This is a genomic window from Burkholderia sp. WTPI3, assembly GCF_021483755.1.
Lineage (GTDB): Bacteria > Pseudomonadota > Gammaproteobacteria > Burkholderiales > Burkholderiaceae > Burkholderia.
Genome location: NZ_JAGIXF010000003.1, coordinates 90,015 through 113,019, shown reverse-complemented (window position 1 = coordinate 113,019; position 23,005 = coordinate 90,015). Strand labels below are relative to the sequence as shown.

Genomic DNA, 23,005 nt, shown 5'->3' with positions numbered 1-23,005 from the left:
GAGCCTGGCGCTTGATGTGGGTCAACGGCCGCCGGACGGTTGCTGACACGATGAAGTGGTGTTCCGCCGCCAGCGCGGCGACCTGGAGATGAACAAATGATATCCGTTCCCCCGCTTGCCGCAAGCGCCCGTCCCGACCAGCAGTTGCGGTCGCTGCTGGGCTACGCGGTGCTGGCGCCGTCCAGCCACAATTCCCAGCCGTGGCGCTTCCTGGTCAACGGCGCCACGATTTCGGTCTGCGCGGACCGCGTGCGCGCGTTGCCCGTGATCGATCCGTTCGATCGCGAGCTGATCATCAGCTGCGGGGCGGCGTTGCTCAATCTGCGGGTCGCGCTCGATCACGCCGGGCTCGCGCACACGATCAGCACGTTTCCTTCCGAAGTCGATCCCGATCTCCTTGCGCTCGTCCGGGTCTGCGACGACGGCTATTCCGATGCATCGCTCGGTACGTTGTTCGATGCGATTCCGGACCGCGTCACGACACGCGCGCCGTTCGAATCGAGCCCCGTGCCCGAGGATCTCCAGCGCGAGCTGATTGCGGCCGGCGTCGCGGAAGGCGCCGACATCGCGTGCGTCGACTCGATCGCGCACCGCGCGCGCGTTGCAGAACTCGTTGCGGAGGCGGATCGCCAGCAGTTCGCCGACCCGCGCTTCCGGCGCGAGCTGGCGAGCTGGATCGATCCGCGCCGGCACGTGGACGGGATGCCGGCATTCGCGGCCGGCGTGCCGGCGTTACTCGATTTCGCGGCACCGGTCGTGACGACGGCGGTACGGACCTTCGATCTCGGCAACGGGCTCGCCGCGCTGCATCACCAGCTCGTCGGCGCATCGCCGTTGATCGTGTGCATCGCGACCGTGCGCGACGATCGCGAAGCGTGGCTCGCCGCAGGACAGGCGCTGGAGCGGATCCTGCTCGTCGCGACGCGCGCCGGTTATACGGCGTCGTACCTGAACCAGCCGATCGAGACGGCCGGGCTGCGCGCCCACCTGTGCCACATGCTCGGGCTGCGTGGCGAGCCGCAGTTGCTGCTGCGCGTCGGGCGCGGCCCGCACACGCCGCATTCCCCGCGTCGCCCGCTCGACGAAGTGATCTCCTTCGCCTGATCTCGACGAGGAAACGACCATGAACATCCTGCGTTGCGTCGCCTTTTGCGCGATGGCCGCGACGGCCGGCATGGCCGCCGCGCAGACGGCCGTGCCCGAACCGACCGAACTCGTCGACGCGCAGCACTGCATGTTCTGCCACACACCCGACATGACGTTCCTCGGGCCGTCATTCCACGAGATTGCAGAGCGGTACCGCGGCGATCCGAATGCCGGCGCCGAACTGGAACGCAAGCTGCTCGTCGGCGGCCGCGTGCACTGGGGCGACACGCCGATGCCGTCGGCGATCGATCGCGGCGGGCCGCTTTCCCCCGACGACGCGCATCAACTCGTGCAATGGGTGTTGAGCCAGTGAGCCGCGCGCGTCCCGTCCATTCATGTCGACCATGACCAAACGCGTGCCCGCCGGCATGACGCGGCACGTCGCGACGATCGCGAAGGCGCGCGGCAAACGGCCCGCCACGCGGTCCGATGCCGTCGTCGGCGACGACGGTAGCCGACGCATCCCGCGTCGCTCGCGGCGCGTCGCCAAAAGACCGGACTGCGCACCTGCCGATGAGGATGCGGCGCTGCTGCAGCGCGCGAGCATGCGAGGCATCCGGCTGCAACTCGACTACTGGAAAGCCGAGGAGCGTCTGCAGAACGAACGCATCGGCCATGCCGTCGTGATCTACGGCAGCACGCGCATCGTTGCGCCGGCGGCCGCACATGCGCGGCTGGGCGAAGCGAATCGCCTGCTCGCCGAGCGTCCGCACGACCCGGGCCGGCGGCGCGCCGTCGCGGCCGCCAGCCGGCTCGTCGAGCACAGCGGGTATTACCGCGTCGCGCGCGAGTTCGGGCGCATCGTCGCGCATGCCGACCGCTGCACGCGCGCCGCGCGGCTCGCGATCGTGACGGGCGGCGGCCCCGGCATCATGGAGGCCGCCAACCGCGGCGCCTACGAGCGCGGCGCGCCGAGCATCGGCTTCAACATCGAGCTGCCGCGCGAACAGGCGCCGAATCCGTACATCACGCCGGATCTCTGCTTCCGGTTTCACTATTTCGCGATCCGCAAGCTGCACCTGCTCGAGCGCGCGAAGGCGGCGGTATTTTTCCCCGGCGGCTACGGCACGTTCGACGAACTGTTCGAAGTGCTGACGCTGCTGCAGACGCGCAAGATCGCGCCGTTGCCTGTCATCCTCGTCGGCGAGGCGTACTGGCGCCGCGCGGTCGACCTGCCGTTTCTCGCGGACGAAGGGATGATCGACCGCCGCGACCTGGAGCTGTTCACGTATTGCGAATCCGCCGCGCAGATCTGGCACGCGATCGGAAGCTGGTATGCGCTGCGTCGGGAACGCGCGCCGGCACGCTGCGGTGCCGCTTCGAAGCGGCGCGCCGTGTAGGAATCCGCCGACGGCATTTGCACGATTCCTACCGCAGCTTCGGGCAACGCTGATTGAATCGCGCCGTGGCGACGACGATACTGAAATCACCGAGAACGGTTGCGCAATATACCGTTCGCAGGCACGAGGAGAGACGCCATGTCACACGCCGACACCCGCACCGACCCGGACGATTCGTCTCGCACGGCCGCACTCGATCAGCAGGCACTCGTCGCACTCGCTCGCGACGCCGGCATGCTCGTGATACTCGACGGACAGATCGGGCGCGAGCGCTACGAAAGCGTGACGGGATCGATCGCCACGCTGGCCCGCTTCGCCCAGGCGCTGCAGCTGTCGATGCTCAAGGCCGCGTGACGCCTGCCCGGCACGGCCGCGTCGTGACGCTGCGCCGGATTGCGACGCAATGGAGTCGCCCCGGCACTGGACGCGACGGCCACGCTCGTATCGCCCGACTCGTCCACCTCGTCCGCCTGTCGATATCGACTGTCTCCCGATGAACGCGCGCTTGCCGGACCGCCCCCCGCCTTTCGCCTGGATTGCGCCCGGATGAGCGCCGCGATGAACCGGCCCCGTTCCGGACGGATCGCCCGCATGCTCCCGGGCGTCGCGCTGCTCGCGAATTACCGGCGCGCGTGGCTGTCGCGCGACCTGTACGCAGGCCTTGCACTGTCCGCCGTACTGGTGCCGGTCGGCATGAGCTATGCGCAGGCGGCGGGGCTGCCGGCCATCACCGGGCTCTATGCGTCGATCGCCGCGTTGCTCGCCTATGCACTGCTCGGCCCGAGCCGGATCCTCGTCCTCGGCCCGGATTCCGCGCTCGCCGCACTGATCGCGGGCGCCATCGCGCCGCTCGCCGACCACGACCCGCAGCGCGCGATCGCGCTGTCCGGCGCGCTGGCGCTGTCGGCCGGAACGCTCTGCATCCTGCTCGGCGCACTCGGCCTCGGCTTCGTCACCGATCTGCTGTCGCGCCCCATCCAGTATGGTTACCTGAACGGCATCGCGGTCGCGCTCGCGCTTGGGCGGCTGCCTGAACTATTAGGCATGCCCGTATCGGGCGGCGATGTGTTTTCCAGCGTGCCACGCATCGCGCATGCGCTCGTCGACGGCCGTTTTTCCGTCGATGCCGGCCTGCTCGGCGTCGCCGTGCTGGCGGCCATCTTCCTGATGCAACGCGCGATGCCGCGCCGGCCCGGCGTATTGATCGCCGTGCTGGCGGCTACGCTCGTCGCCCGCCTCGCGCCTTTGCACGGCGTCGCGACCGTCGGCGCATTGCCGGCCGGCATGCCTGCCCCGCACCTTCCGGTCGTCTCGCTCGCCGACGTGAGCGGGCTCGCGTCCGGCGCGATCGCTGTCGCGCTGGTGTCGTTCGCCGACATCAGCATGCTGTCGCGCGCGCTGTCCGCACGGGCGGGCGATACGCCGGACCGCAACCAGGAACTGATCGCCTTGGGCGCGGCCAATCTGCTGGCCGGCGTGACGCGGGGTTGCGCGGTCAGCAGCAGCGCGTCGCGCACGCCGGTCGCGATCGCCGCCGGCGCGCAAAGCCAGGTCACGAATCTCGTCGCGGCCGCGTGCATCGCGATACTGCTCATTGCCGCGCCGGCACTGCTGACGTTCGTTCCGCGCACGGCGCTGGCCGCGGTCGTGATCTACGCGACATTCGGCATCGCCGACGTCCGCAGCGTCGTGCGGCTGTACCGGATGCGCCGCGGCGAATGCCTGATTTCGGTGCTGTGCTTTGCCGGCGTGATCGGCCTGGGTGTCGTGCCCGGCATTCTGCTCGCCAGCGCACTGTCGCTGCTGTCGTTCGTCTGGCGGGCCTGGCATCCGTACGATGCGGTGCTCGGCCGGCTGAAGGGCGTGCGCGGCTATCACGACGTCGCGCGGCATCCGGACGCGGCGCAAACGCCCGGGCTCGTGCTGTTCCGCTGGGATGCGCCGCTCTTCTATGCGAACGTCGAGATCTTCTGCGAGCATCTGCGCACCGCGATCGCGCGCTCGGCGAGCCCGGTCACGCGCATCGTGGTGGCTGCCGAGCCCGTCACCGACATCGACGTGAGCGCCGCGGATCGGCTCGTGGCGCTGCACGACGAGCTCGCCGAACGCGGCATCGCAATGAATTTCGCGGAAATGAAAGGGCCGGTGAAGGATCGCCTGCGCGCTTACGGCTTGTTCGACGTGTTCGGCGCCGGCAGCTTCTTTCCGACCGTGACCGATGCAGTCGCCCGTCACGTTCGGCGGCCGGGACGGCATGCGCATACCTGCAAGAGAAAGCGCGTGTCGCGCGAGCGGAGGATGTAGAAAAACGGGGCGCGCATCGATGCGGCAGTCGCCGCGTCGTGCGGCGGGACCGACGCCGTCGTCGCCGCGCGCTGCCCCGCCATGCTCGCCGGTTCAGTCGGTAAAGGTGTTCGACTTCCGCATCTCGATCCACGTCATGCCGGCCCGCAGCCCGTCGATCGCGGCGTCGCGCTCGGTCGCATGGATCCTGCTGTGCGCGAATGTGCGCTCGCACACGCCATCCGGCGACGTGAGCGTGACGTGGATCCGGCAGCGGAAGCCGCCCGTTTCGGCCGCGGTCGTTTCGATCGAGACCGACCAGTCCGCCTCGTGAAGTTCGCCCGAAAGTGTCATCTGACTGCCCTCCTGGATCTCCGCGGACCGCACCTGCGCCGGCCGCCTGCGGGATTCACTCGACCACCAGGTCGTCGACGACGGCACGCACGCCTCGCGCGGACCACGCGGCACCGCGCACGGCCTTGCGCTCGGAAAACGAGCCGACCTTGCCGGACAGCCGTACCGTGCCGTCGTGCACGTCGATCGCGATGTGCTTCGCCTCGCGCTCCGCGTGACGCATGATCGCGCGCTTGATGTTGCCGCCGATGTCGTCCGAACCGACCGTTCCCTGTACCGCGATGTGATCGGTCACGCCCGTCACGCTGCGCATCTGCGAAATCGCGCGCACGGCCAGGTGGCTCTGGTACGCCCAGTCGACCCTGCCGGACAGCGTGATCCAGCCGCGTTCGACCTGCACCTTGACCGCGTCGTCGTGCAGCCCGACCGTCCAGTGCAGCACCGAACGCACCGCTTTCGCGATGTCTTCGTCGGTGCGCACGTCGTCGTCCGGCAGATGCACGGTCATGTCGACGACGAGTGCCCTGACGCCGGCCACGCGGTTCGCCGCGCGCTCGATCGCCAGCTTCTCCGCGTAGCTCGGCGGGTGACCCGACAGCGTCACGATTCGGTCGGCCACCTCGACACCGATGCGTGTCGCATCGATCGACGGGTCGGATTCCAGTTCATCCTGAACGTCCTGCTTCAACTGCTTGTCGGTTTTCATCGTCTGCTCTCCTGTGAGCCGCGGCGTGCCTGTTCACCGCACGCAGCCAGATTGGCACACGCACGACCCCGGACCGCTGATACAGGTCAACGGATGCCTCGTGCCGTACCGCGCCGCCGGTCGATGCATCGCTTGACGAAGGTCAAGCCGATGCGGCCCGGCCGTCTTATCGTGAGATCGCCGATGCGCGACGTTCCAGGCACGCGCAACCACGCTTCAAGGAGACTCGCATGACCGAACAGCAACTGCTGGCCTATTCGCCGGCGCCCGCGGCGCAGCCGGCGTCGCCCCAGGGCGAGTCGCCGGCGAGCGTCGACTTGCCCCCCCCGATGCTCGACAGCGACGTGTCGCTGATGGCCGCGCTCGCGAGCCGAACGAGTTCCCGCGAATTCGCCGCCACGCCGCTGCCGCCCGCGACGCTCGGCACGCTGCTGTGGGCGGCGGACGGCATCAACCGGCCGGCGAGCGGCGGTCGTACGGCACCGTCCGCGCATGCATTCAACGAAATCGACATCTACGTCGCACTGCCGTTCGGTGTCTACCGATACGACGCATCCGCGCATCGGCTCGTGCTCAAACATGCGGTCGATGCGCGCAACCTGACCGGCTACCAGGACTTCGTCGGACGCGCCCCGCTGGATCTCGTCTACGTCGTCCGGACAGCCGCGATACTGGACATGCCGCCGCAGCAGCGCGACGTGTTCTCGGCCATCGCGGCCGGCGCCATCGCGCAGAACGTGTCGCTGTACTGCGCGGCGGCCGGCCTCGGCACGGTCGTGCGTGGCTGGATCAATCACCGCGCGCTCGCCGACGCGCTCCGACTGAACGAGGACGAGTTGCCGATCCTCGCGCAGACGGTCGGCTATCGGGCCGGCACTGCGATGTCGCACGCGTGAGCGAACCCGCGTCAGCATCGATGAAAACGGCGCGCGGATCGCTCCGCGCGCCGGATCCTCCCGATGGGCGATGCGTGCCTGCATCGCCCGTTGCCCGTCAACCGGTCAACTGATCGTCAGCTTCTTCTGCCCGACCGGCGCCTTCTTCGGCAAGGTCAGCGACAGCACGCCATCCAGATACGTCGCCGTTGCGTTCGCGTCGTCGATTTCGGCGGAAAGCGAAAACGACCGGCTGATCGCACCGCTGTAGCGTTCGCGCCGAATCACCCGCTCGCCGTCCTTCTGTTCGCGGTTGCGCTCGACCTTTGCGTTGATCGATACGGTCGAGCCCTTGACTTCGATGTCGATGTCCTCCTTCGCGACGCCGGGCAGTTCCGCGTTGACCTTGTAGGCATCGTCACTTTCCGTCACGTCGATCTTCATCGACGCAAGATCCGGCTGCTCGGCCAGCGCCATGCCGCGCAGCGGCCTGAACAGCCCCTGAAACAGGTCGGACACGGGTTCCATCGAGAACGGATCGTAACGCGTCATATTGCTCATGATTCGCACTCCTCATACAGATGACATGCGGCCGCCGCTTTCGTCCCGACAGCATAGGCCGCAATGGAGATCGGATGGCACGGCACCGCATGCCGCGCAAGGGACGAATGATCGCTCGAAGTCCAGCGTAACTGCCCGCACCGGTACGTGCTTGATGCGGGTCAAAGTCAGCGGCCGATTACGTACAGAACCGGAAATAGCCGCTATGAAGCAGGATCGGCCGCCCGCCGACTTCCTCGAGCAGGCAGCGTGCCGCCCGCTCGATGGCGGGACGGTGTCGCGCAAAGGCGTCGACGAGATCCTGCTCGCGGGGCGATGCCGCGCGGAAGTGGTCTTCCAGCGCCTCCGCGGTAATCACGCATCGCACGCGGCGGCCTTCGACGAGCGCCGGAAAGGCCAGCGCCGGGTCCAGGCCGCAGTATGTCGGATGCTCGACAGGAAAGGATATCTGCATGATGGTCACCCTGCGGCGCGACGCTAGGCCGCCGCCACGGCAGCAGGCGCGGCGTCGTGGCTGCGCACGAGCAGTACCGGACAACTCGATCCGCGCAGGAAACGTTCGGCGACACTGCCGAGGAGCAGCCGCCGCACACCGCGTCGTCCGTGCGTCCCGATCACGGCCAGATCGATCGACCGATCCACGACATAGCGCTGCAGCCGCTCGGCGATATCCTGACCGAGTTCGGTTTCGATGATTTCCGTCTCGCCGTTGACGGCCGCGTGCGAGATGGTTCGTTCCGCGTTTTGCAGAACCGCCGCGCCCTCCCGCCGGACATCGTCGAGCAGCGCGTCCGGGTCCAGTCGCCCGACATACGTGATCAGCAGCGACTTGTCGACGACGAAAACGGCGAACAGGCGCGCACCGCTCGATCTGGCCATCTTCAAGCCTTCGTCGAGTGCCCGCTTCGACGAAGGACTGCCGTCCACGGCGACCATGATGTTTGTGTACATACCGACCTCGCAGGATGATCCGGCGCGCTGGCGGCGTCCGGGTTTGCTTTCATCATCGGCGCGCGCCGGAAACCGGCGTTGACGGAGGTCAATGGTTTGAAAGCGCAATGAAACAGACCTGAATCGGGACGGGAGCGCCGGGTTATCGAGGCTCGACCGGTTGCGCCGGCGTTTCCGGTGAACGCAGCGGCTTCTCATACGACTGGAAGCCTTGCTCGATTTCGATGATTTTCATCGCGCACGCATCGTATTGCCAGCCCGGGCCGCCATCGCTGTCGTACATGCCCTTGCACATTGCCTTGAGCCGGATCACCGAGCCGCCGTCGCCCGACGCCATGCGGGACGCCCACAGATAGACTTCCCCGGCGAGATACGGTTGTGCGGTTTCGATCCGGTCTGCACTGAAGCGCGTGATTCGGGTCGACGAATGTGCTTCGACGTAGCGCCGTGCGCGATTCCACGCAGGGTCGCATTCAGATGGCGTCGAACACTGCAGCGCCGCGGCTTCGCGCGCCGCGAGCAAGCGCGTTTCAGTCGACCTGAATGTCGAGGCCTGCTCGACGCCTGCACACGCTCCCAGCACGAGCAGGGCGCTCGCAGCCAACACTCGTTGTTTCATCGCCATTGCCTCGCAGAGCCATGCGGTCCGCTTGCCATCCGGCAGCACGATCATGCTCGACGTCATTCCGGTCGTGTCGCGGCGGCCCGTGCCGCATACGACGCGCAGTCACGCGCCGCATTGCGCAAGCGCCCGAGTCGACTGTATCGCCGACATGCGGGATTCGGTTGTCCTGCGTCAATCGTGCGCCGATTGCCGACCTTCCGTCGTCGAGACACACCCTCTCGAACACTGAAAATCGCGCGCGAACAGGCGCCTCGGTCGGTATCGGCAGTTCACCCGCTCGAAGGCCCTTGCCGGCCGGTGCTTCGGCGGATTTCAGCGCACCTCGACGGAACAAAGGTCGCGGTGTCGTATCGATACGGCATAACGAGCAGTAGGGAAAAATAAGGTTCATCGTGGATTACCGGGGAGCGCGGCGCGGATCTTCAGGAAGAAGTATTCCTCGTCGCGGTACCCGGTAATCCACGATGAACCCAAAAAATGGCCCCCAAACCATCGGCAAGTCGCGCGGAGGATGGACAACCAAGATTCATATGGTTGCCGCGGATGCTCGAACAGCCATAACGTTCGCACTGTCTCCCGGCCAAGCCGGTGATGCCCCACTGGGGCGTGCACTGCTCGAACGTCCGGGAGCGCCGAATCGACCGCTGCACCTGCTAATGGACAAGGCGTACGAAGGCAACGAAACCCGACAACTCGCGCTCGATCTCGGTTTCATCCCGGTCGTTCCCCCGTTGAGTACGCGAGTCGAGCGTTGGGAGTACGACCGGGAAATGTACAAGCGTCGCAATGAGGTCGAGCGACTGTTCCGTCGATTGAAGGGCTTCCGCCGCATCTTCTCGCGCTTTGACAAACTCGATTTGATGTTCATTGCCTTTATCAACTTTTCCCTGATCGTCGAAACCCTTCGCTAGTGTGAACACGCCCTAGTCTGCCCGTTCGGGCGATAAGCTGACGCTTCGTCAGTACCGGAACGCAATTCGCGACGAACCGTGCGATCGGCTCCGGTACTGCGTCGGGCGGGGAAACTAGGTTGGAGTGCGAATTAAACCAAAAACAACGTCGTAGTCGTTCCTGTCTCCAGGAGAAATGCGTCGAGGTAAGGTTAGCAGACCACCAGCGAGAATCTATGATCGTCCAGCGGACGGCGCCACGAAAAGTCGCTCGTCCCATACGACCGGTCTTGGATCCGTCACGACGATGCGTGCGGCGTCAGGATGCGCAGGATTCACCAACACGTTGCACTCCGCTCGAGCGACTACGGACGGCACGACCAAAATAGCGGTCCGCGATTCCGTGAGCCATGCGTCACCGAACTGACGTGCCGGGCGCTGCGCGGCCGAATCCCATCCCGCCGGTAGTGTGTCGCCGGACTGGCGTTCGACGAGAACATCGTCGGGAACCGTTGCCTCGACCCATCCGTGCGTCTTCGGTACCTTGCCGATTCGTGCATGCACGAGCACCTCGAGCATCGCGCCGGCAAAGGTCAGCGCCGCATAGATGACCGGCCGGCCCGGACTGTTGAAACGGCCGCCAACCAGCATCGCGCCGGTGCCGCTCCAGATCGTGTGTCGCGTGTCGGCGATGCGATACAACTTCATGCCGGCAACCCGTAGAACAGCTTCCAGAGCAATTCTTCGACACGGCGCGCGCCGAGCTCCGTGAGTGCGACATCGAGAGGCGCCCTGCCCTCCAGTTCGGGGTGCGGCGTCGACAGGAATTCTCGCGCATCCGCTTCGTCGTTCCAGACGTAGGTGGTCGTCGCAACGATCCGCGCGAGACGTTCGGTCTTTTCGGATTCATCTTGTGTCAGGCGATCGCGACGACGCTTGTACGTCGCTTCGGGAATGATGCGCGCGAGCAGCGCACGCCGGGCGTCCGCTCCTTGCGTCGCATGTTCGACGCCGGCGCGCAGCGCGGACTTCGGCAAGCCGTCACGCACGAGCGCCTCGAGCTCCGCCAGTGTATGCGGAACAGGCATCAGCTCCATGACCGCAGCCACGGCTTCCGGGGTAACGAGTGACATGGCAACTCCCCACTCAGTATCAATTGATACCACATTATAGACCAAATGATACCTGACGCAAGTCGCGCGTAAACGACGAACTACGGTCGGGCGCCGATCAGGAATCGCGCTTGGCCCGTCTGGCGGATCGTCAGAAGGGCTGCACGGAACAGCGATGCACGCGTTACCGCAACCCGCTTTCGACACGGAAGCGCTGCAGCTCGCGATCGCGATCGCGGCCGGGCATGTCCTCTGCACGGTGGCCGACATTCGCCGCGAGCTTCGATGCTCGCAGACGAAGGCGGCCGAGATGCGTAGACCAAAGGAAAGATGTCAACTCGAGATGCCCCCTGCGAACGTCGCTCATCGCGTGAATTGACGACTTTATCGACAGTCCCTCCAAATAATTCTGTCACCTCGCCTACGTTCGAAACAAATTCGTCAATTCACGTCGCAGACTTCCGCAGCCGGACCGTAAATTAACGACTGCATAGTCGATCGCTGCAAGACAGCGTAGGGTCAACGACTGGCCAGGGCCGACTGCTCCCGCATCCAGGAACCGTCATTCAAAAATAAAATCCGAGCGGCCGATATAGGCTGCGGCGGCCGGTCAGCGTCGAGACTCTCGGTGACCGGTTTGCCTGAGAGAGCTGACGTTAGGGGATGCCTGACGAGTACTCGTGCAACCGTTGGGCAGCTTCCGAAACGTCGGGATATTTGCCAGACCAACTGAGAGGAAACATGACGCGCGTCCGTCGCCTTGAAATTCGCAATTTCCGCTCGCTACAAACGCTCGATTGGACACCGTCCAACGGCGTGAACTGCCTTATTGGCCCGGGTGACAGCGGCAAGTCGATCATCCTCGATGCCATCGACTTGTGCCTTGGAGCGCGGAGAAGCGCAACTGCCGCAACGGCCGGCGCTCCAGACGACAGGGCTCAATGCAGAAGTCGCGCTTGAGCGGGTCGTCGACGTACACCAACATCTTCAAATGGGTCCAGTTCTATTCTCTCCGCAGCGCGGAGAGAATTGGTTCGTCAGGAAACACCTCGGCCGCGCGGATGCAGTGGCGCATTTACTGCTCGCTCTAACCCCGGCCGTACTCGCCTCTTAGCTGCCGGGCAAGCGCCGGGAGGATCTGTTGGCCGTAGCCTGCGCGCTCACCGCCCAGCACATCGTCTCTGATGCGACAACCAACCGGCCGATAAAGGGGGAGGCAGTTCCTCATTGACGGCCGCGGCAGCCCGGGCGCGCGCCGAATCAATCATGCGACGGATGCCGGTCAAGAGGGATGCGGGAACGAGTTCGGTCATCTTGTCAGGAATGGAGAGATCGGCGGCCCGGCGCACGCCAATAGGCCCCCCGGACTTCACGAATCGTTTAACTTTCCGTGAGGACTTCGACACCGGCCGCTGTCTACTCTGTGCGCATGTTTTCAGCACCTGCTTCCAGGAGCCCACCATGCCCACCCGCAGAAATCTGCTGTTTGCCGGCGCCACCGGCCTTGCCGTGCTCGCGGCGCTGTCGTCGGTCGGCCGCCGTGCGCTGGTCGGCCGCGCGTTCGCTGCGCCACCGGCCGCCGGCGGCGGCGAACCCGCCGCCCCGCCAATGGCCGCCCCGCAGATAGCCGCCCCGTTCGAAGTCACCCTCAGCGACGCCGAATGGCGCCACCGCCTGACGCCCGCCCAATACACGGTGCTGCGCAACGCCGGCACCGAGCCGCCGTACAGCAGCCCGCTGAACGACGAGCACCGCCGCGGCACGTTCGCGTGCGCCGGCTGCGGCCTCGCGCTGTTCTCGTCGAGCACCAAATTCGACAGCCATACCGGCTGGCCGAGCTTCTGGAAGCCGCTCGACCACGCGGTCGCGACCGAGGTCGATACGTCGTTCGGAATGGCCCGCACCGAAGTGCACTGCCGCCGCTGCGGCGGCCACCTCGGCCACGTATTCGACGACGGCCCGCCGCCCACCGGGCTGCGCTACTGCATGAACGGGCTCGCACTCGTCTTCCACCCGGCCGCCGCCTGAGCGGCCGCCGCCTTCCTGAACGACCGGAGATGCTTCCATGCTGCTCATCGTCCTCGCCTATCTCGGCGGCGTGCTCACGATCCTGAGCCCGTGCATCCTGCCCGTGCTGCCGTTCGTGTTCGCGCGCGCCGACCAGCCGTTCGTGCGTACCGGCCTGCCGCTGCTCGTCGGCATGGCGCTCACGTTTGCCGTCGTCGCCACGCTCGCCGCCGTCGGCGGCGGCTGGGTCGCGCAGGCCAACCAGGCCGGCCGCTGGCTCGCCATCGCGCTGCTCGCGGTGTTCGGCCTGACGCTGCTGCTGCCGCGCCTGGCCGAACACCTGACGCGCCCGCTCGTCGCGGCAGGCAACCGGCTCACCGGCTTCGCGCAGCGCGACGGCCGCGCAGCCGGCCCCGTGTCGTCGCTGCTGCTCGGCGTCGCCACCGGCCTGCTGTGGGCGCCGTGCGCGGGCCCGATCCTCGGACTCGTGCTGACCGGCGCCGCACTGCGCGGCGCGAGCGTCGGCACGACGGTGCTGCTCGTCGCCTACGCGGCCGGCGCGGCAACGTCGCTCGGCATCGCGCTCGTAATCGGCGGCAAGGTGTTCGCCGCGATGAAGCGCTCGCTCGGCGCCGGCGAATGGATCCGGCGCGGCATCGGCGCGGCGCTGCTGGCCGGCGTCGCGGCGATCGCGCTCGGCCTCGATACGGGCGCGCTCGCGCAGTTGTCGACCGTCACGACCGGCGGGCTGGAGACGAAGCTCGTCGACCGGCTCGGCGGCCACCCGCATGGCGCGCCCGTGGCGATGGCCGCGACCGGCAACGCCGACAACACCGGCGGCAGCGGCGGCAGCGGCGGCGCAGCGAGCGGCGCGATGATGGCCGCAACGTCCGGCGACGCACCGGCCGCGGGCGGCACGATGACCGGCAGCGCGATGATGCGCGCGGCCGACACGACGCCTGCAATGCATGCACCGGCCGCACTGCCGGTCGAAGGCACGTTGCCGTCGCTCGACGGCGCCGTGCAATGGCTGAATTCGCCGCCGCTGACGGCGGCCGGCCTGCGCGGCAAGGTCGTGCTCGTCGATTTCTGGACATACTCGTGCATCAACTGCCTGCGCACGCTGCCGTACACGACCGCGTGGGCGCGCAAATATGCGCCGTACGGACTCGTCGTGATCGGCGTGCACGCGCCGGAGTTCGCGTTCGAACGCGACATCGGCAACGTGAAGAAGGCCGTGCACGACCTCGGCATCGACTACCCGGTCGCGATCGACAACCGCTATGCGATCTGGCGCGCATTCGGCAACGAATACTGGCCCGCGCACTACTTCATCGACGCGCAGGGGCGAATCCGCCACCATCACTTCGGCGAAGGCGAATACGCACAGTCGGAACGCGCGATCCAGTCGCTGCTCGCGGAAGCCGGCCACCCCGAAGCGCTGAACGTGCCGCTCGGCCTCGCCGGCGCGCCTGCGAAGGGCACGCTCGCGGCGGCCGACAGCGCGGACGTGCGCTCGCCCGAAACCTATATCGGCTATGCGCGCGCCGAAGACTTCACGTCGCCGGGCGGTGTCGTGCGCGACGCGACGCACCGCTACGACTCACCCGTGCATCCCGAGCTGAACGACTGGGGCCTCGCCGGCGCATGGCAGGTCGGCGCCGAGCGTGCGACGCTCGCCACGCCGGCCGGGAAGATCGTCTACCGCTTCCACGCACGCGACCTGCACCTCGTGCTCGGCCCGGGCGCGAACGGCAAGCCGGTGCGCTTTCGCGTAACGCTCGACGGCGCGGCGCCCGGCGCCGCCCACGGCACCGACGTCGACGCGCAGGGCTACGGCACCGTCACCGGGCAGCGCCTGTACCAGCTCGTCCGGCAGCCGGGCACGATCGCCGATCGCACGTTCTCGATCGAGTTTCTCGACCCTGGTGTCGATGCCTATGCGTTCACGTTCGGTTGAGCACACGCGCCGCCAGACGGCCGTCTTCCGTCCCGCATCCCGAAGGAGCAAACCATGATCCCGACATCCACTCGCGATTGCCCGCCACGGCGGCGCGCGGTCATGCTGCGCCGCATCGGCGCGATCGCCGTCGCGGCCGCCGCCGTGTTCGGCTACCAGCGCGTCGTCGCGTCCGCTGAACCGATGCATGCGGTGCCCGCGCCGACGCTCGACGAAACACCGGGCGCGGCGCACGAAGAAACGGCCGTGCTGGCAGGCGGCTGCTTCTGGGGCGTGCAGGGCGTATTCGAGCACGTGAAGGGCGTGAAGCAGGTCACGGCCGGCTACGCGGGCGGCGCTTCCGAAACCGCGCACTACGCGCTCGTCGGCACCGGACTCACGGGCCATGCGGAATCGGTACGCATCGTGTACGACCCGACGCAGATCACGTACGGCCGGCTGCTGCAGGTGTTCTTCTCGGTCGCGCACGACCCGACCGAGCTCAACCGGCAAGGCCCCGACGACGGCACGCAATACCGGTCGGCGATCTTTCCGACCACGGCACAGCAGCGCGCCGTCGCGACGGCCTACATCGCGCAGCTCGGTGCCGCACACGCATTCGCGGCGCCCGTCGTCACGCGCGTCGAAGCGTACAAGGGCTTCTATCCGGCCGAGGCGTACCATCAGAACTATCTCGAACTGCATCCCGACGCGCCGTACATCGCGTTCAACGACTTGCCGAAGATCGCCGGACTGAAGCAGCGCTTCCCGGCGCTGTACCGCGCCGATGCGGTGCTGTGGCACGATGCGCCGATGTGACGGCGTGCCGAGCGTGCGACGCGGCACGGGCACCCCGCGCCGCCGCCCGAGTTTGCGCTGCATCAAGGAAACCCGCGCCGCCCCGACCGGGCATACCCGCATCGCACCAGCCTCGCGCGTCAACTTCGCGTAGACTGCTTCAGATTCCCGCCGCGTTTCGCGGCGCTCGGAACCCCAGTCCAGCCAGGAGGCGTCACGCATGCGCGCAGTGCCTTTGTCTGACAGCGGAACCCTCGAACCACCGCTCGAACAAACGTCCACCGGCACGGTCGTGCGCGACCTGCGCCGCGTGCCCATCCATCCCGATCACTGGTATCCGCTCGCGTGGTCGCGCGAACTCAAGCGCGGCAAGACACTCGGCGTACATTTCGCCGGCGACCCGATCGTGCTCGTCCGCACCGAATCCGGCGCCGTGTATGCGCTCGAAGATCGTTGCGCGCACCGCCAGGTGCCGTTGCATGCGGGCGTCGTGACCGGCGAAACGCTGCGGTGCTGCTATCACGGCTGGACCTACGCGTGCGACAGCGGCCGCTGCGTCGACGTCCCGTATCTCGGCCGCGATCGCCTGCCCAACGGCGTGCGCGCCTATCCGTGCCGCGAAGCGCACGGGCTGATCTTCGTCTTCCCCGGCGACGCGACGCTCGCCGACGCACGCCCGTTCCCCGCACTCGAATCGGCGGACAATCCGGCATACAAGACACGCCGTTTCGGCCGCGAGGTCAAGTGCCACTACTCGTTCATGCACGAGAACCTGATGGACATGAACCATCAGTTCCTGCATCGCAAGCAGATGGGACAGATGCGCGCGCGCAGCGTCGGCCGCCGCCGCGGCGACGACTGGGTCGAGGTCGACTACACGTTCGCGCGAATGGAAGGCAAGCAGCCGGTCGGCGAGGCGCTCGTGTTCGGTTCGAGCAAGAAGCCCGGCGACCAGGCCAACAAGAGCGTGATGACAGTCCGCACGGGCTACCCGTACCAGACGCTACAGATCCGCTCGAGCGAAGGCACGCTCGTGATGGACCTGTGGATCGTCTACGTGCCGCTCGACGCCGCGCAGCGTACCAACCGCACGTTCGGACTGCTGTCGATCCACAAGCCGGGCATTCCGTTCGCGCTCGATCTCGCGTGGCCGCTGCTCGTATGGTTCACCGAGCGGATCTTCCGCGAGGATCGCTGGATCGTCGAACGCGAGCAGGAAGCGCACGACCGGCAGGGCGCCGACTGGAACCACGAGGTGTTTCCGGTCATCAACGAACTGCGCGACCTGCTGCGCGAACGCGGCGCGCGCACGGTGATCCCGATCCACCAGGCAGGCGCGGGCGACACGCGCTGACCGCCGCAGCGAACGCGCCCGCCCGGCGGCCGCCTAACGGGCTCGCTTAACCGAGCCCGCGCAGCTGGCCCGCTTAGCCGGACCGTTCAACCGGCTGCGGCTCGCGCAGCCGGTTCGCGATGCGTGCGGCCTCGTAGTAGCCGGCAGCAGGCGGCCGCTTCAGGTAGCGGCCGGCACCGCGCTGCGCACGCAGCTCGCCGTCGGCCCACGCGAGCGCGCCGCGCGTGAGCGTGTGCGTCGCGACGCCCTGCACCGTCATCCCTTCGAACACGTTGAAGTCGACCTGCTGGTGATGGGTCTTCACCGAGATCGTCTTGGTCGCGGCCGGATCCCACACGACCAGATCCGCATCGGCACCGACCTGCACGGCCCCCTTGCGCGGATACAGGTTGAAGATCTGCGCGGCATTGGTCGACGTGATCCGCACGAACTCGTTCGGCGTGATGCGACCGTGATTCACGCCGTGATGCCACAGCACCGACATGCGGTCCTCGACACCGCCGCAGCCGTTCGGGATCTTCGTGAAGTCCTCGCGACCCATCGCCTTCTGCGATGCGCAGAACACGCAGTGATCGGTCGCCGTCGTATGCAGCTGCCCTGCCTGCAGCCCGCGCCACAACGCCTCGCGATGCTCGGCCGAGCGGAACGGCGGGCTCATCACGTGCGCGGCCGCGCGCGTCCAGTCCGGGTCTCGATACACCGCTTCGTCGATCACCAGGTGGCCCGGCAGCACCTCGCCGAACACGCGCAGCCCTTCGCTGCGCGCGCGAGAGATCGCATCGACCGCATCCTTCGCCGATACGTGCACGATATACACGGGCACGCCGAGCACTTGCGCGATGCGGATCGCACGGTTCGCGGCCTCGCCTTCGACCTCGGGCGGACGAGACAGCGGATGCGCTTCCGGCCCCGTCATCCCGCGCGCAAGCAGCGCCTTTTGCAGCTGGAACACGAGCTCGCCGTTTTCCGCGTGCACGGTCGGCAGCGCGCCGAGCTCGAGCGAACGCGAGAAGCTGTTCACGAGAATCTCGTCGTCGGCCATGATCGCGTTCTTGTACGCCATGAAGTGCTTGAAACTCGACACGCCGTGCTCGCGCACGAGCGTGCCCATGTCGCGATGCACCGATTCGTCCCACCACGTGACGGCGACATGGAAGCCGTAATCAGCCGCCGCCTTCTCGGCCCAGCCGCGCCACTCGCGAAACGCGTCCATCAGCGGTTGCTTCGGGCTCGGGATCACGAAGTCGATGATGCTCGTCGTGCCGCCCGACAGGCCGGCTGCCGTACCCGAGTAGAAATCGTCGCTCGCCGTCGTGCCCATGAACGGCAGTTCCATGTGTGTATGCGGATCGATGCCGCCCGGCATCACGTACTGGTCGTGCGCGTCGACGATGCTCGCGCCGGCCGGCGCGTCGATCTTCTCCGCAATCTGCAGGATCGTGCCGCCGTCCTGCGGGTCGGCACACAGTACGTCCGCACGATAGGTCCGGTCTGCATCGACCACAGTGCCGCCGCGAATCAGGATTGCCATTTCGTTGCCTCCTCGTTGACTGTCGGGTGCCGCATGCGGCGCCGATGCCGGATGTGTCCGCGCATCGGCTGCATCAGGTGCATCAGGCGCTCGCGATCTGCGCGCGCTGTCCGGCGCGCCACTTCATCCAGGTGCCGTACACGCCGGACGCCAGCACGAGGCCGACGAACCACGCATACGTGTAAAGCGTGTTGAAGAACGCCGGCACGTTCGCGAACGATGCCGGAAATGCCGTGTGCAGGAAACCGGGCAGGTTCGGCAGCACGCCGATCGCGAGCGCGACCAGCGCGGCCGGGTTCCAGCCGCGCGTGTAGCTGAAGCCGCCGCGCTCGTCGAACAGCGCGCGCGTGTCGAGCCGCGTGCCGCGAATCAGGAAGTAGTCGACCATCAGGATCCCCGCGACCGGCCCGAGCAGCGCCGAATACCCGACGAGCCAGGTGAAGATGTAGCCGTCGGTCGTGGCGAGGATCTTCCACGGCATCATCACGATCGCGATCGTCGCGGTGATCAGGCCGCCCGTGCGATACGAGATCGCCTTCGGCCAGAGGCTCGAGAAGTCGTACGCGGGCCCGACCAGATTCGCCGCGAGGTTGCAGCACATCGTGTCGAGCGTGAGGATCACCAGCGCGATACCGACGCCGATGCCGGTCATCCGGCTCGTCAGGTCGATCGGATCCCAGATCGCGTTGCCGTAGATCACCACGGTGGCCGACGTCACGACGACCGACACCACCGACAGCAGCGCCATCGGCAGCGGCAGCCCGATCGACTGTCCGATGATCTGGTCGCGCTGAGAATGCGCGAAGCGCGTGAAGTCGGGGATGTTCAGCGCGAGCGTCGCCCAGAAGCCGACCATCGCGGTCAGGCCCGGCCAGAACGTCGCCCAGAACAGCCCGGCCTTCTTGCCGCCCGCCGCGAACTGCGACGGCGCCGACAGCATCGAGCCCACGCCGCCCGCCTGCGACGTCGCCCACCACACGAGCGCGACGCACATCACGACCTTGATCGGCGCGGACCAGCTTTCGAGCCAGCGGATCGAATCGGTGCCGTGCAGGATGAAGTACAGCTGCAGCGCCCAGAACACGAGGAAACATGCGAGCTGCCCGAGCGAAATGCCGACGATCGGCAACGCCGCGCCGTGCAGCGCGTTGCCGGTCAGGATATTCAGCAGCGTATAGATCGCGCTACCGCCGAGCCAGGTCTGGATGCCGTACCAGCCGCACGCGACGATCGCGCGCAACAGCGCGGGCAGCTTCGCGCCCTGCGTGCCGAACGACGCGCGCACGAGCACCGCGTACGGAATCCCGTGCTTAGCACCGGCATGACCGATCAGCAGCATAGGCACGAGCACGATCAGGTTGCCGAGCAACACGGTCAGCACCGCCTGCCACGGCGACATGCCTTCCTGGATCAGCCCGGCCGCGAGCATGTACGACGCGATGTTCATCACCATCCCGACCCACAACGCCGCGAAGTGATACCACCGCCACGTGCGCTGCGCCGCTGTCGTCGGTGCCAGGTCGTCGTTGTACAGGCTGCCGGCCGGCGCCGCGGCGCTGTCGGAATCGGCGGGAATCGCTGCTGGTTTCATCGAGGGCGCTCCACGTAAACGTCAGCGCCGGCATCGCACGATGCCGGCCGAACAGAACAAAGGCAGCGGCGCGGACGGTCCCGCGCCGCCGGCCGCCGGTCAGGCCGCCTTCGCGTGCTTCTCCGGTTGCGCGGGGCTCGCGCCCGCATCGACGCGCGCCGGGTTGTTCGGATGCGTGGTCCAGTTCGCGTAGTCGCCCGCGTCGACACGCTCCATCGTGATGCATTGCTCGACCGGACACACATGCATGCAAAGATTGCACCCGACGCACTCCGCGTCCACCACGTCGAAACGCCGCACGCCGTCCTTTTCGGCCGTGATCGCCTGGTGCGACGTGTCCTCGCACGCGATATGGCACAGCCCGCACTGGATGCAGCGGTCCTGGTCGATGCGCGCCTTGATGTCGTACTTCAGGTTCAGGTATTTCCAGTCGGTGACGTTCGGCACCGCGCGACCGCGCACGTCGTCGAGCGTCGCGTAGCCCTTCTCGTCCATCCAGTTCGACAGTCCGTCCGCCAGATCCGTCACGATCCGGAAACCGTAGTGCATCGCGGCGGTGCATACCTGCACGCTGCCGGCGCCCAGCACCATGAATTCGGCCGCGTCGCGCCACGACGAAATCCCTCCGATGCCGGAGATCGGCAAGTTCGGCGTTTCCGGGTCGCGCGCGATCTCCGCGACCATGTTCAGCGCGATCGGCTTGACCGCCGGACCGCAATAGCCGCCATGCGTGCCCTTGCCGTCGACGGTCGGCATCGGCGCCATCAGGTCGAGGTCCACCGCGACGATCGAGTTGATCGTGTTGATCAGCGACACGCCATCCGCGCCGCCCTTGTACGCTGCGCGCGACCCCATCCGGATGTCGCTGATGTTCGGCGTGAGCTTCACGAGGCACGGCAGCTTCGTGCCCTCCTTGACCCAGCGCGTGACCATCTCGACGTACTCCGGCACCTGCCCGACGGCCGCGCCCATGCCGCGCTCGCTCATCCCGTGCGGGCAGCCGAAATTCAGTTCGACCGCGTCGGCACCCGTATCCTCGACGAGCGGCAGGATCCACTTCCAGTCGCGCTCGTTGCACGGCACCATCAGCGACACGATCAGCGCGCGGTCCGGCCAGTCGCGCTTCACCTGTGCGATCTCTTTCAGGTTCACGTCGAGCGGGCGGTCGGTGATCAGCTCGATGTTGTTCAGCCCGGCGATCCGCTGCCCGTTCCACTGCACCGCGCCATAGCGCGAGCTGACGTTGACGACATGCGGATCGAGCCCGAGCGTCTTCCAGACGACGCCGCCCCAGCCGGCCTCGAATGCGCGGTTGACGTTGTACGCCTTGTCCGTCGGCGGCGCGGAGGCGAGCCAGAAGGGATTCGGCGAGGTGATGCCTGCGATAGTGCAGCGAAGGTCGGCCATGTTCGGCTCCGTGAGAATGGGGACGTTATCGTGGCGCGCGTGACGTGCGCGTTGCCGTTGCGTATGCCGCGCTCACGCGGCCTTGGCGTCGCGCGGCGCGAGCGCCGCATCGATCGCGGCGGCCGCGTGCTTGCCGTCCTGCACGGCCTGCACCGTCAGATCGATGCCGCCCGTCGCCGCGCAGTCGCCGCCGGCCCATACGTCGGACAACGCCGTGCGTCCGTCGGCATCGACCGCGATGCGTGTGCCGTCCGCCGTCAGCAAGGCAGCGGCGACGCCGTCCGGCGCCAGCGTCTGGCCGATCGCCTTCAGCACCATGTCCGCGTCGACGGTGAAGCGTTCGCCGGACGCGGCCTCGAATTCGACGCCCGTCACGTGCCCGTCCGCGCCCGCGATACGCACCGGCTTCGCATGCGTGACCAGCGTGACACCGTTTTTCTGAGCGAACTCGCGTTCGGCCCAGGTCGCGCTCATCGCCTCCACGCCGCGCCGGTACACCATCGTCACGCGCTGCGCGCCGAGCTTGCGGCTCTGCACGGCTGCGTCGATCGCGGTATTGCCGCCGCCGATCACGACCACGCGCCGCCCGACCGGCACGTTCTCCAAAGCGTCGGCCTGCCGCACCTGCTCGATGAAGTCGACCGCGTTCATCACGCCGCCCAGTTGCTCCCCGTCGATCGCGAGCATGCGCACCCCGCCCAGGCCCATCGCGAGAAACACCGCATCATGCCGCTCGCGCAGCACGTCGAGCGTCATGTCGCGGCCGAGTGCGACGCCGGTCTCGAGCGTGATGCCGCCGACCGACAGCAGCCACTCGACTTCGCGCTGCGCGAATTCGTCGACGGTCTTGTATGCGGCAATCCCGTATTCATTCAAGCCGCCCGCCTTCGGCCGCGCGTCGAACAGCGTGACGCGATGGCCGGCAAGCGCGAGCCGGTGCGCGCATGCAAGTCCGGCCGGGCCCGCACCGACCACGGCGACATGCCGCCCGGTATCGGGTGCACGCGTGAAGCGCACCGCACCGGTCGCCATCGCCCAGTCGGTCGCGTGCCGCTGCAGCGCGCCGATCGCAACCGGCTGCGCATCCTGGTGATTGCGCACGCAGGCGCCTTCGCACAGGATCTCGGTCGGACATACGCGCGCGCACATCCCGCCGAGCGGATTCGCGGACAGGATGTCCATCGCCGCCCCCTTCAGGTTGCCGTTGCCGATCTTGCGGATGAAGCTCGGGATGTCGATCTGCGTCGGGCACGCCTGCACGCAGGGCGCGTCGTAGCAGTAGTGGCAGCGGCTGGCCGCGGCCGCCGCGGCAGTCGGATCGAGCAGCGGCGCGATATCGGCGAATTCGCACGAGAGTTGCGTGGACGACAGGCGATGCGCGGCGATATCGCCGGTTGGCTTGGTGGTCATACGCGTTCCTTCGACTGGGTGGAGACAAAGCCGTCCCCGCCGGCTGTGAATGCACAGTCGGGGCGGTTTTTATAAGGAATGCTACGGTATGATGCCGGGCAGCCTACTGGCTGCGTTACGTCCGA

General features: G+C 67.2%; 23 protein-coding genes and 2 pseudogenes. 12 read left to right on the top strand and 13 right to left on the bottom strand.

All coding sequences use genetic code 11. The features are described 5' to 3' along the window. Positions 1–96: 96 nt before the first annotated feature. The 5 genes from J7024_RS02870 (at position 97) to J7024_RS02850 (ending at position 4,790) form a co-directional block, all read left to right on the top strand. A complete protein-coding gene (locus J7024_RS02870) occupies positions 97–1,104 on the top strand; it encodes an Acg family FMN-binding oxidoreductase (RefSeq protein WP_124897368.1) in 1,008 nt (335 codons plus the stop codon). Positions 1,105–1,123: 19 nt separating this feature from the next. Beyond that, positions 1,124–1,459, top strand: coding sequence for a c-type cytochrome (locus tag J7024_RS02865; protein WP_124897367.1), 336 nt, complete (start codon positions 1,124–1,126; stop codon positions 1,457–1,459). A gap of 31 nt (positions 1,460–1,490) precedes the next feature. Continuing rightward, the gene (locus tag J7024_RS02860) at positions 1,491–2,486 is read left to right on the top strand and encodes a TIGR00730 family Rossman fold protein (RefSeq protein WP_175751415.1); all 996 of its coding nucleotides are present in this window, start codon (positions 1,491–1,493) and stop codon (positions 2,484–2,486) included. A 138-nt stretch (positions 2,487–2,624) separates the two neighbouring features. Further along, positions 2,625–2,840 carry a hypothetical protein gene (locus J7024_RS02855; protein ID WP_124897365.1) on the top strand — a complete coding sequence of 72 codons (216 nt, stop codon included), beginning with the start codon at positions 2,625–2,627 and terminating at the stop codon, positions 2,838–2,840. A gap of 204 nt (positions 2,841–3,044) precedes the next feature. Continuing rightward, positions 3,045–4,790, top strand: a complete 1,746-nt coding sequence (locus J7024_RS02850; RefSeq protein WP_124897364.1) for a SulP family inorganic anion transporter — start codon at positions 3,045–3,047, stop codon at positions 4,788–4,790. Between the two features lie 93 nt (positions 4,791–4,883). On the opposite strand, the gene J7024_RS02845 is transcribed toward J7024_RS02850, so the two are convergent. Together J7024_RS02845 and J7024_RS02840 are read right to left on the bottom strand one after the other, a co-directional pair. Next, entirely contained in the window at positions 4,884–5,123 is a 240-nt protein-coding gene (locus J7024_RS02845; protein WP_124897363.1) for a hypothetical protein, read from the bottom strand. 55 nt (positions 5,124–5,178) lie between these two features. Continuing rightward, positions 5,179–5,829: a BON domain-containing protein gene (locus J7024_RS02840; RefSeq protein ID WP_124897362.1), complete on the bottom strand. Its 651-nt coding sequence runs from the start codon at positions 5,827–5,829 to the stop codon at positions 5,179–5,181. A gap of 230 nt (positions 5,830–6,059) precedes the next feature. On the opposite strand from J7024_RS02840, the gene J7024_RS02835 reads away from it, so the two are divergent. Continuing rightward, the gene (locus tag J7024_RS02835; RefSeq protein ID WP_124897361.1) at positions 6,060–6,725 is read left to right on the top strand and encodes a nitroreductase family protein; all 666 of its coding nucleotides are present in this window, start codon (positions 6,060–6,062) and stop codon (positions 6,723–6,725) included. A 105-nt stretch (positions 6,726–6,830) separates the two neighbouring features. On the opposite strand, the gene J7024_RS02830 is transcribed toward J7024_RS02835, so the two are convergent. From J7024_RS02830 to J7024_RS02815, 4 genes are all read right to left on the bottom strand, one after another. Then, positions 6,831–7,265 (bottom strand): Hsp20/alpha crystallin family protein, encoded by a 435-nt coding sequence (locus J7024_RS02830; protein WP_124897360.1) that lies wholly within the window; start codon positions 7,263–7,265, stop codon positions 6,831–6,833. Positions 7,266–7,443: 178 nt separating this feature from the next. Continuing rightward, the gene (locus J7024_RS02825; RefSeq protein WP_124897449.1) at positions 7,444–7,719 is read right to left on the bottom strand and encodes a DUF1488 domain-containing protein; all 276 of its coding nucleotides are present in this window, start codon (positions 7,717–7,719) and stop codon (positions 7,444–7,446) included. Between the two features lie 23 nt (positions 7,720–7,742). Then, a complete protein-coding gene (locus J7024_RS02820) occupies positions 7,743–8,216 on the bottom strand; it encodes a universal stress protein (protein WP_124897448.1) in 474 nt (157 codons plus the stop codon). Positions 8,217–8,358: 142 nt separating this feature from the next. Beyond that, the gene (locus J7024_RS02815; protein WP_124897447.1) at positions 8,359–8,835 is read right to left on the bottom strand and encodes a hypothetical protein; all 477 of its coding nucleotides are present in this window, start codon (positions 8,833–8,835) and stop codon (positions 8,359–8,361) included. Positions 8,836–9,314: 479 nt separating this feature from the next. Here J7024_RS02815 and J7024_RS02810 point away from each other — a divergent pair. Further along, a pseudogene (locus tag J7024_RS02810) lies at positions 9,315–9,752 on the top strand (IS5 family transposase); the annotation flags it as partial. Positions 9,753–9,965: 213 nt separating this feature from the next. On the opposite strand, the gene J7024_RS02805 reads toward J7024_RS02810, so the two are convergent. After that, positions 9,966–10,439, bottom strand: coding sequence for an RES family NAD+ phosphorylase (locus J7024_RS02805; RefSeq protein WP_124897359.1), 474 nt, complete (start codon positions 10,437–10,439; stop codon positions 9,966–9,968). Continuing rightward, a complete protein-coding gene (locus tag J7024_RS02800) occupies positions 10,436–10,864 on the bottom strand; it encodes an antitoxin Xre/MbcA/ParS toxin-binding domain-containing protein (RefSeq protein WP_124897358.1) in 429 nt (142 codons plus the stop codon). Before J7024_RS02800 ends, J7024_RS02805 begins: the two co-directional genes overlap by 4 nt. A gap of 642 nt (positions 10,865–11,506) precedes the next feature. On the opposite strand from J7024_RS02800, the gene J7024_RS02795 reads away from it, so the two are divergent. Further along, a complete protein-coding gene (locus J7024_RS02795; protein WP_311769311.1) occupies positions 11,507–11,803 on the top strand; it encodes an AAA family ATPase in 297 nt (98 codons plus the stop codon). On the opposite strand, the pseudogene J7024_RS37425 reads toward J7024_RS02795, so the two are convergent. Further along, positions 11,742–12,156, bottom strand: a pseudogene (locus J7024_RS37425) (DUF1016 N-terminal domain-containing protein); the annotation flags it as partial. The gene J7024_RS02795 and the pseudogene J7024_RS37425 sit on opposite strands and share 62 nt — an antisense overlap. 148 nt (positions 12,157–12,304) lie before the next feature. On the opposite strand from J7024_RS37425, the gene msrB reads away from it, so the two are divergent. The 4 genes from msrB to J7024_RS02775 all read left to right on the top strand — a co-directional run bounded on the left by msrB (position 12,305) and on the right by J7024_RS02775 (position 16,941). After that, positions 12,305–12,871 (top strand): peptide-methionine (R)-S-oxide reductase MsrB, encoded by a 567-nt coding sequence (gene msrB / locus J7024_RS02790; protein ID WP_175751383.1) that lies wholly within the window; start codon positions 12,305–12,307, stop codon positions 12,869–12,871. A gap of 37 nt (positions 12,872–12,908) precedes the next feature. Then, positions 12,909–14,810 (top strand): cytochrome c biogenesis protein DipZ, encoded by a 1,902-nt coding sequence (locus tag J7024_RS02785; protein ID WP_175751385.1) that lies wholly within the window; start codon positions 12,909–12,911, stop codon positions 14,808–14,810. Between the two features lie 54 nt (positions 14,811–14,864). Continuing rightward, entirely contained in the window at positions 14,865–15,608 is a 744-nt protein-coding gene (gene msrA, locus J7024_RS02780) for a peptide-methionine (S)-S-oxide reductase MsrA (RefSeq protein WP_124897354.1), read from the top strand. Between the two features lie 199 nt (positions 15,609–15,807). Next, complete coding sequence (locus tag J7024_RS02775; protein ID WP_175751387.1) at positions 15,808–16,941, top strand: aromatic ring-hydroxylating oxygenase subunit alpha; 1,134 nt, start codon at positions 15,808–15,810, stop codon at positions 16,939–16,941. Between the two features lie 73 nt (positions 16,942–17,014). Here the strand turns inward: J7024_RS02775 and hydA are convergent, their stop codons facing one another. The 4 genes from hydA to J7024_RS02755 form a co-directional block, all read right to left on the bottom strand. Continuing rightward, complete coding sequence (gene hydA, locus J7024_RS02770) at positions 17,015–18,472, bottom strand: dihydropyrimidinase (protein ID WP_175751389.1); 1,458 nt, start codon at positions 18,470–18,472, stop codon at positions 17,015–17,017. Positions 18,473–18,554: 82 nt separating this feature from the next. Further along, positions 18,555–20,063: an NCS1 family nucleobase:cation symporter-1 gene (locus J7024_RS02765; protein ID WP_124897351.1), complete on the bottom strand. Its 1,509-nt coding sequence runs from the start codon at positions 20,061–20,063 to the stop codon at positions 18,555–18,557. A 99-nt stretch (positions 20,064–20,162) separates the two neighbouring features. After that, positions 20,163–21,470 carry an NAD-dependent dihydropyrimidine dehydrogenase subunit PreA gene (preA, locus tag J7024_RS02760; protein ID WP_175770496.1) on the bottom strand — a complete coding sequence of 436 codons (1,308 nt, stop codon included), beginning with the start codon at positions 21,468–21,470 and terminating at the stop codon, positions 20,163–20,165. A gap of 72 nt (positions 21,471–21,542) precedes the next feature. Beyond that, the gene (locus J7024_RS02755; RefSeq protein WP_234744779.1) at positions 21,543–22,880 is read right to left on the bottom strand and encodes an NAD(P)-dependent oxidoreductase; all 1,338 of its coding nucleotides are present in this window, start codon (positions 22,878–22,880) and stop codon (positions 21,543–21,545) included. Positions 22,881–23,005: the final 125 nt, after the last annotated feature.

Coding starts and splice junctions, on each gene's coding strand:
- J7024_RS02815 (WP_124897447.1), bottom strand. CDS start 8,835: ATGAAACAACGAGTGTTGGCTGCGAGCGCCCTGCTCGTGCTGGGAGCG.
- J7024_RS02805 (WP_124897359.1), bottom strand. CDS start 10,439: ATGAAGTTGTATCGCATCGCCGACACGCGACACACGATCTGGAGCGGC.
- J7024_RS02825 (WP_124897449.1), bottom strand. CDS start 7,719: ATGCAGATATCCTTTCCTGTCGAGCATCCGACATACTGCGGCCTGGAC.
- J7024_RS02775 (WP_175751387.1), top strand. CDS start 15,808: ATGCGCGCAGTGCCTTTGTCTGACAGCGGAACCCTCGAACCACCGCTC.
- preA (WP_175770496.1), bottom strand. CDS start 21,470: ATGGCCGACCTTCGCTGCACTATCGCAGGCATCACCTCGCCGAATCCC.
- J7024_RS02820 (WP_124897448.1), bottom strand. CDS start 8,216: ATGTACACAAACATCATGGTCGCCGTGGACGGCAGTCCTTCGTCGAAG.
- J7024_RS02835 (WP_124897361.1), top strand. CDS start 6,060: ATGACCGAACAGCAACTGCTGGCCTATTCGCCGGCGCCCGCGGCGCAG.
- J7024_RS02765 (WP_124897351.1), bottom strand. CDS start 20,063: ATGAAACCAGCAGCGATTCCCGCCGATTCCGACAGCGCCGCGGCGCCG.
- hydA (WP_175751389.1), bottom strand. CDS start 18,472: ATGGCAATCCTGATTCGCGGCGGCACTGTGGTCGATGCAGACCGGACC.
- J7024_RS02865 (WP_124897367.1), top strand. CDS start 1,124: ATGAACATCCTGCGTTGCGTCGCCTTTTGCGCGATGGCCGCGACGGCC.
- J7024_RS02845 (WP_124897363.1), bottom strand. CDS start 5,123: ATGACACTTTCGGGCGAACTTCACGAGGCGGACTGGTCGGTCTCGATC.
- J7024_RS02800 (WP_124897358.1), bottom strand. CDS start 10,864: ATGTCACTCGTTACCCCGGAAGCCGTGGCTGCGGTCATGGAGCTGATG.
- J7024_RS02840 (WP_124897362.1), bottom strand. CDS start 5,829: ATGAAAACCGACAAGCAGTTGAAGCAGGACGTTCAGGATGAACTGGAA.
- J7024_RS02870 (WP_124897368.1), top strand. CDS start 97: ATGATATCCGTTCCCCCGCTTGCCGCAAGCGCCCGTCCCGACCAGCAG.
- J7024_RS02860 (WP_175751415.1), top strand. CDS start 1,491: ATGACCAAACGCGTGCCCGCCGGCATGACGCGGCACGTCGCGACGATC.
- J7024_RS02785 (WP_175751385.1), top strand. CDS start 12,909: ATGCTGCTCATCGTCCTCGCCTATCTCGGCGGCGTGCTCACGATCCTG.
- J7024_RS02755 (WP_234744779.1), bottom strand. CDS start 22,880: ATGACCACCAAGCCAACCGGCGATATCGCCGCGCATCGCCTGTCGTCC.
- msrA (WP_124897354.1), top strand. CDS start 14,865: ATGATCCCGACATCCACTCGCGATTGCCCGCCACGGCGGCGCGCGGTC.
- J7024_RS02855 (WP_124897365.1), top strand. CDS start 2,625: ATGTCACACGCCGACACCCGCACCGACCCGGACGATTCGTCTCGCACG.
- J7024_RS02795 (WP_311769311.1), top strand. CDS start 11,507: ATGCCTGACGAGTACTCGTGCAACCGTTGGGCAGCTTCCGAAACGTCG.
- J7024_RS02830 (WP_124897360.1), bottom strand. CDS start 7,265: ATGAGCAATATGACGCGTTACGATCCGTTCTCGATGGAACCCGTGTCC.
- msrB (WP_175751383.1), top strand. CDS start 12,305: ATGCCCACCCGCAGAAATCTGCTGTTTGCCGGCGCCACCGGCCTTGCC.
- J7024_RS02850 (WP_124897364.1), top strand. CDS start 3,045: ATGAACCGGCCCCGTTCCGGACGGATCGCCCGCATGCTCCCGGGCGTC.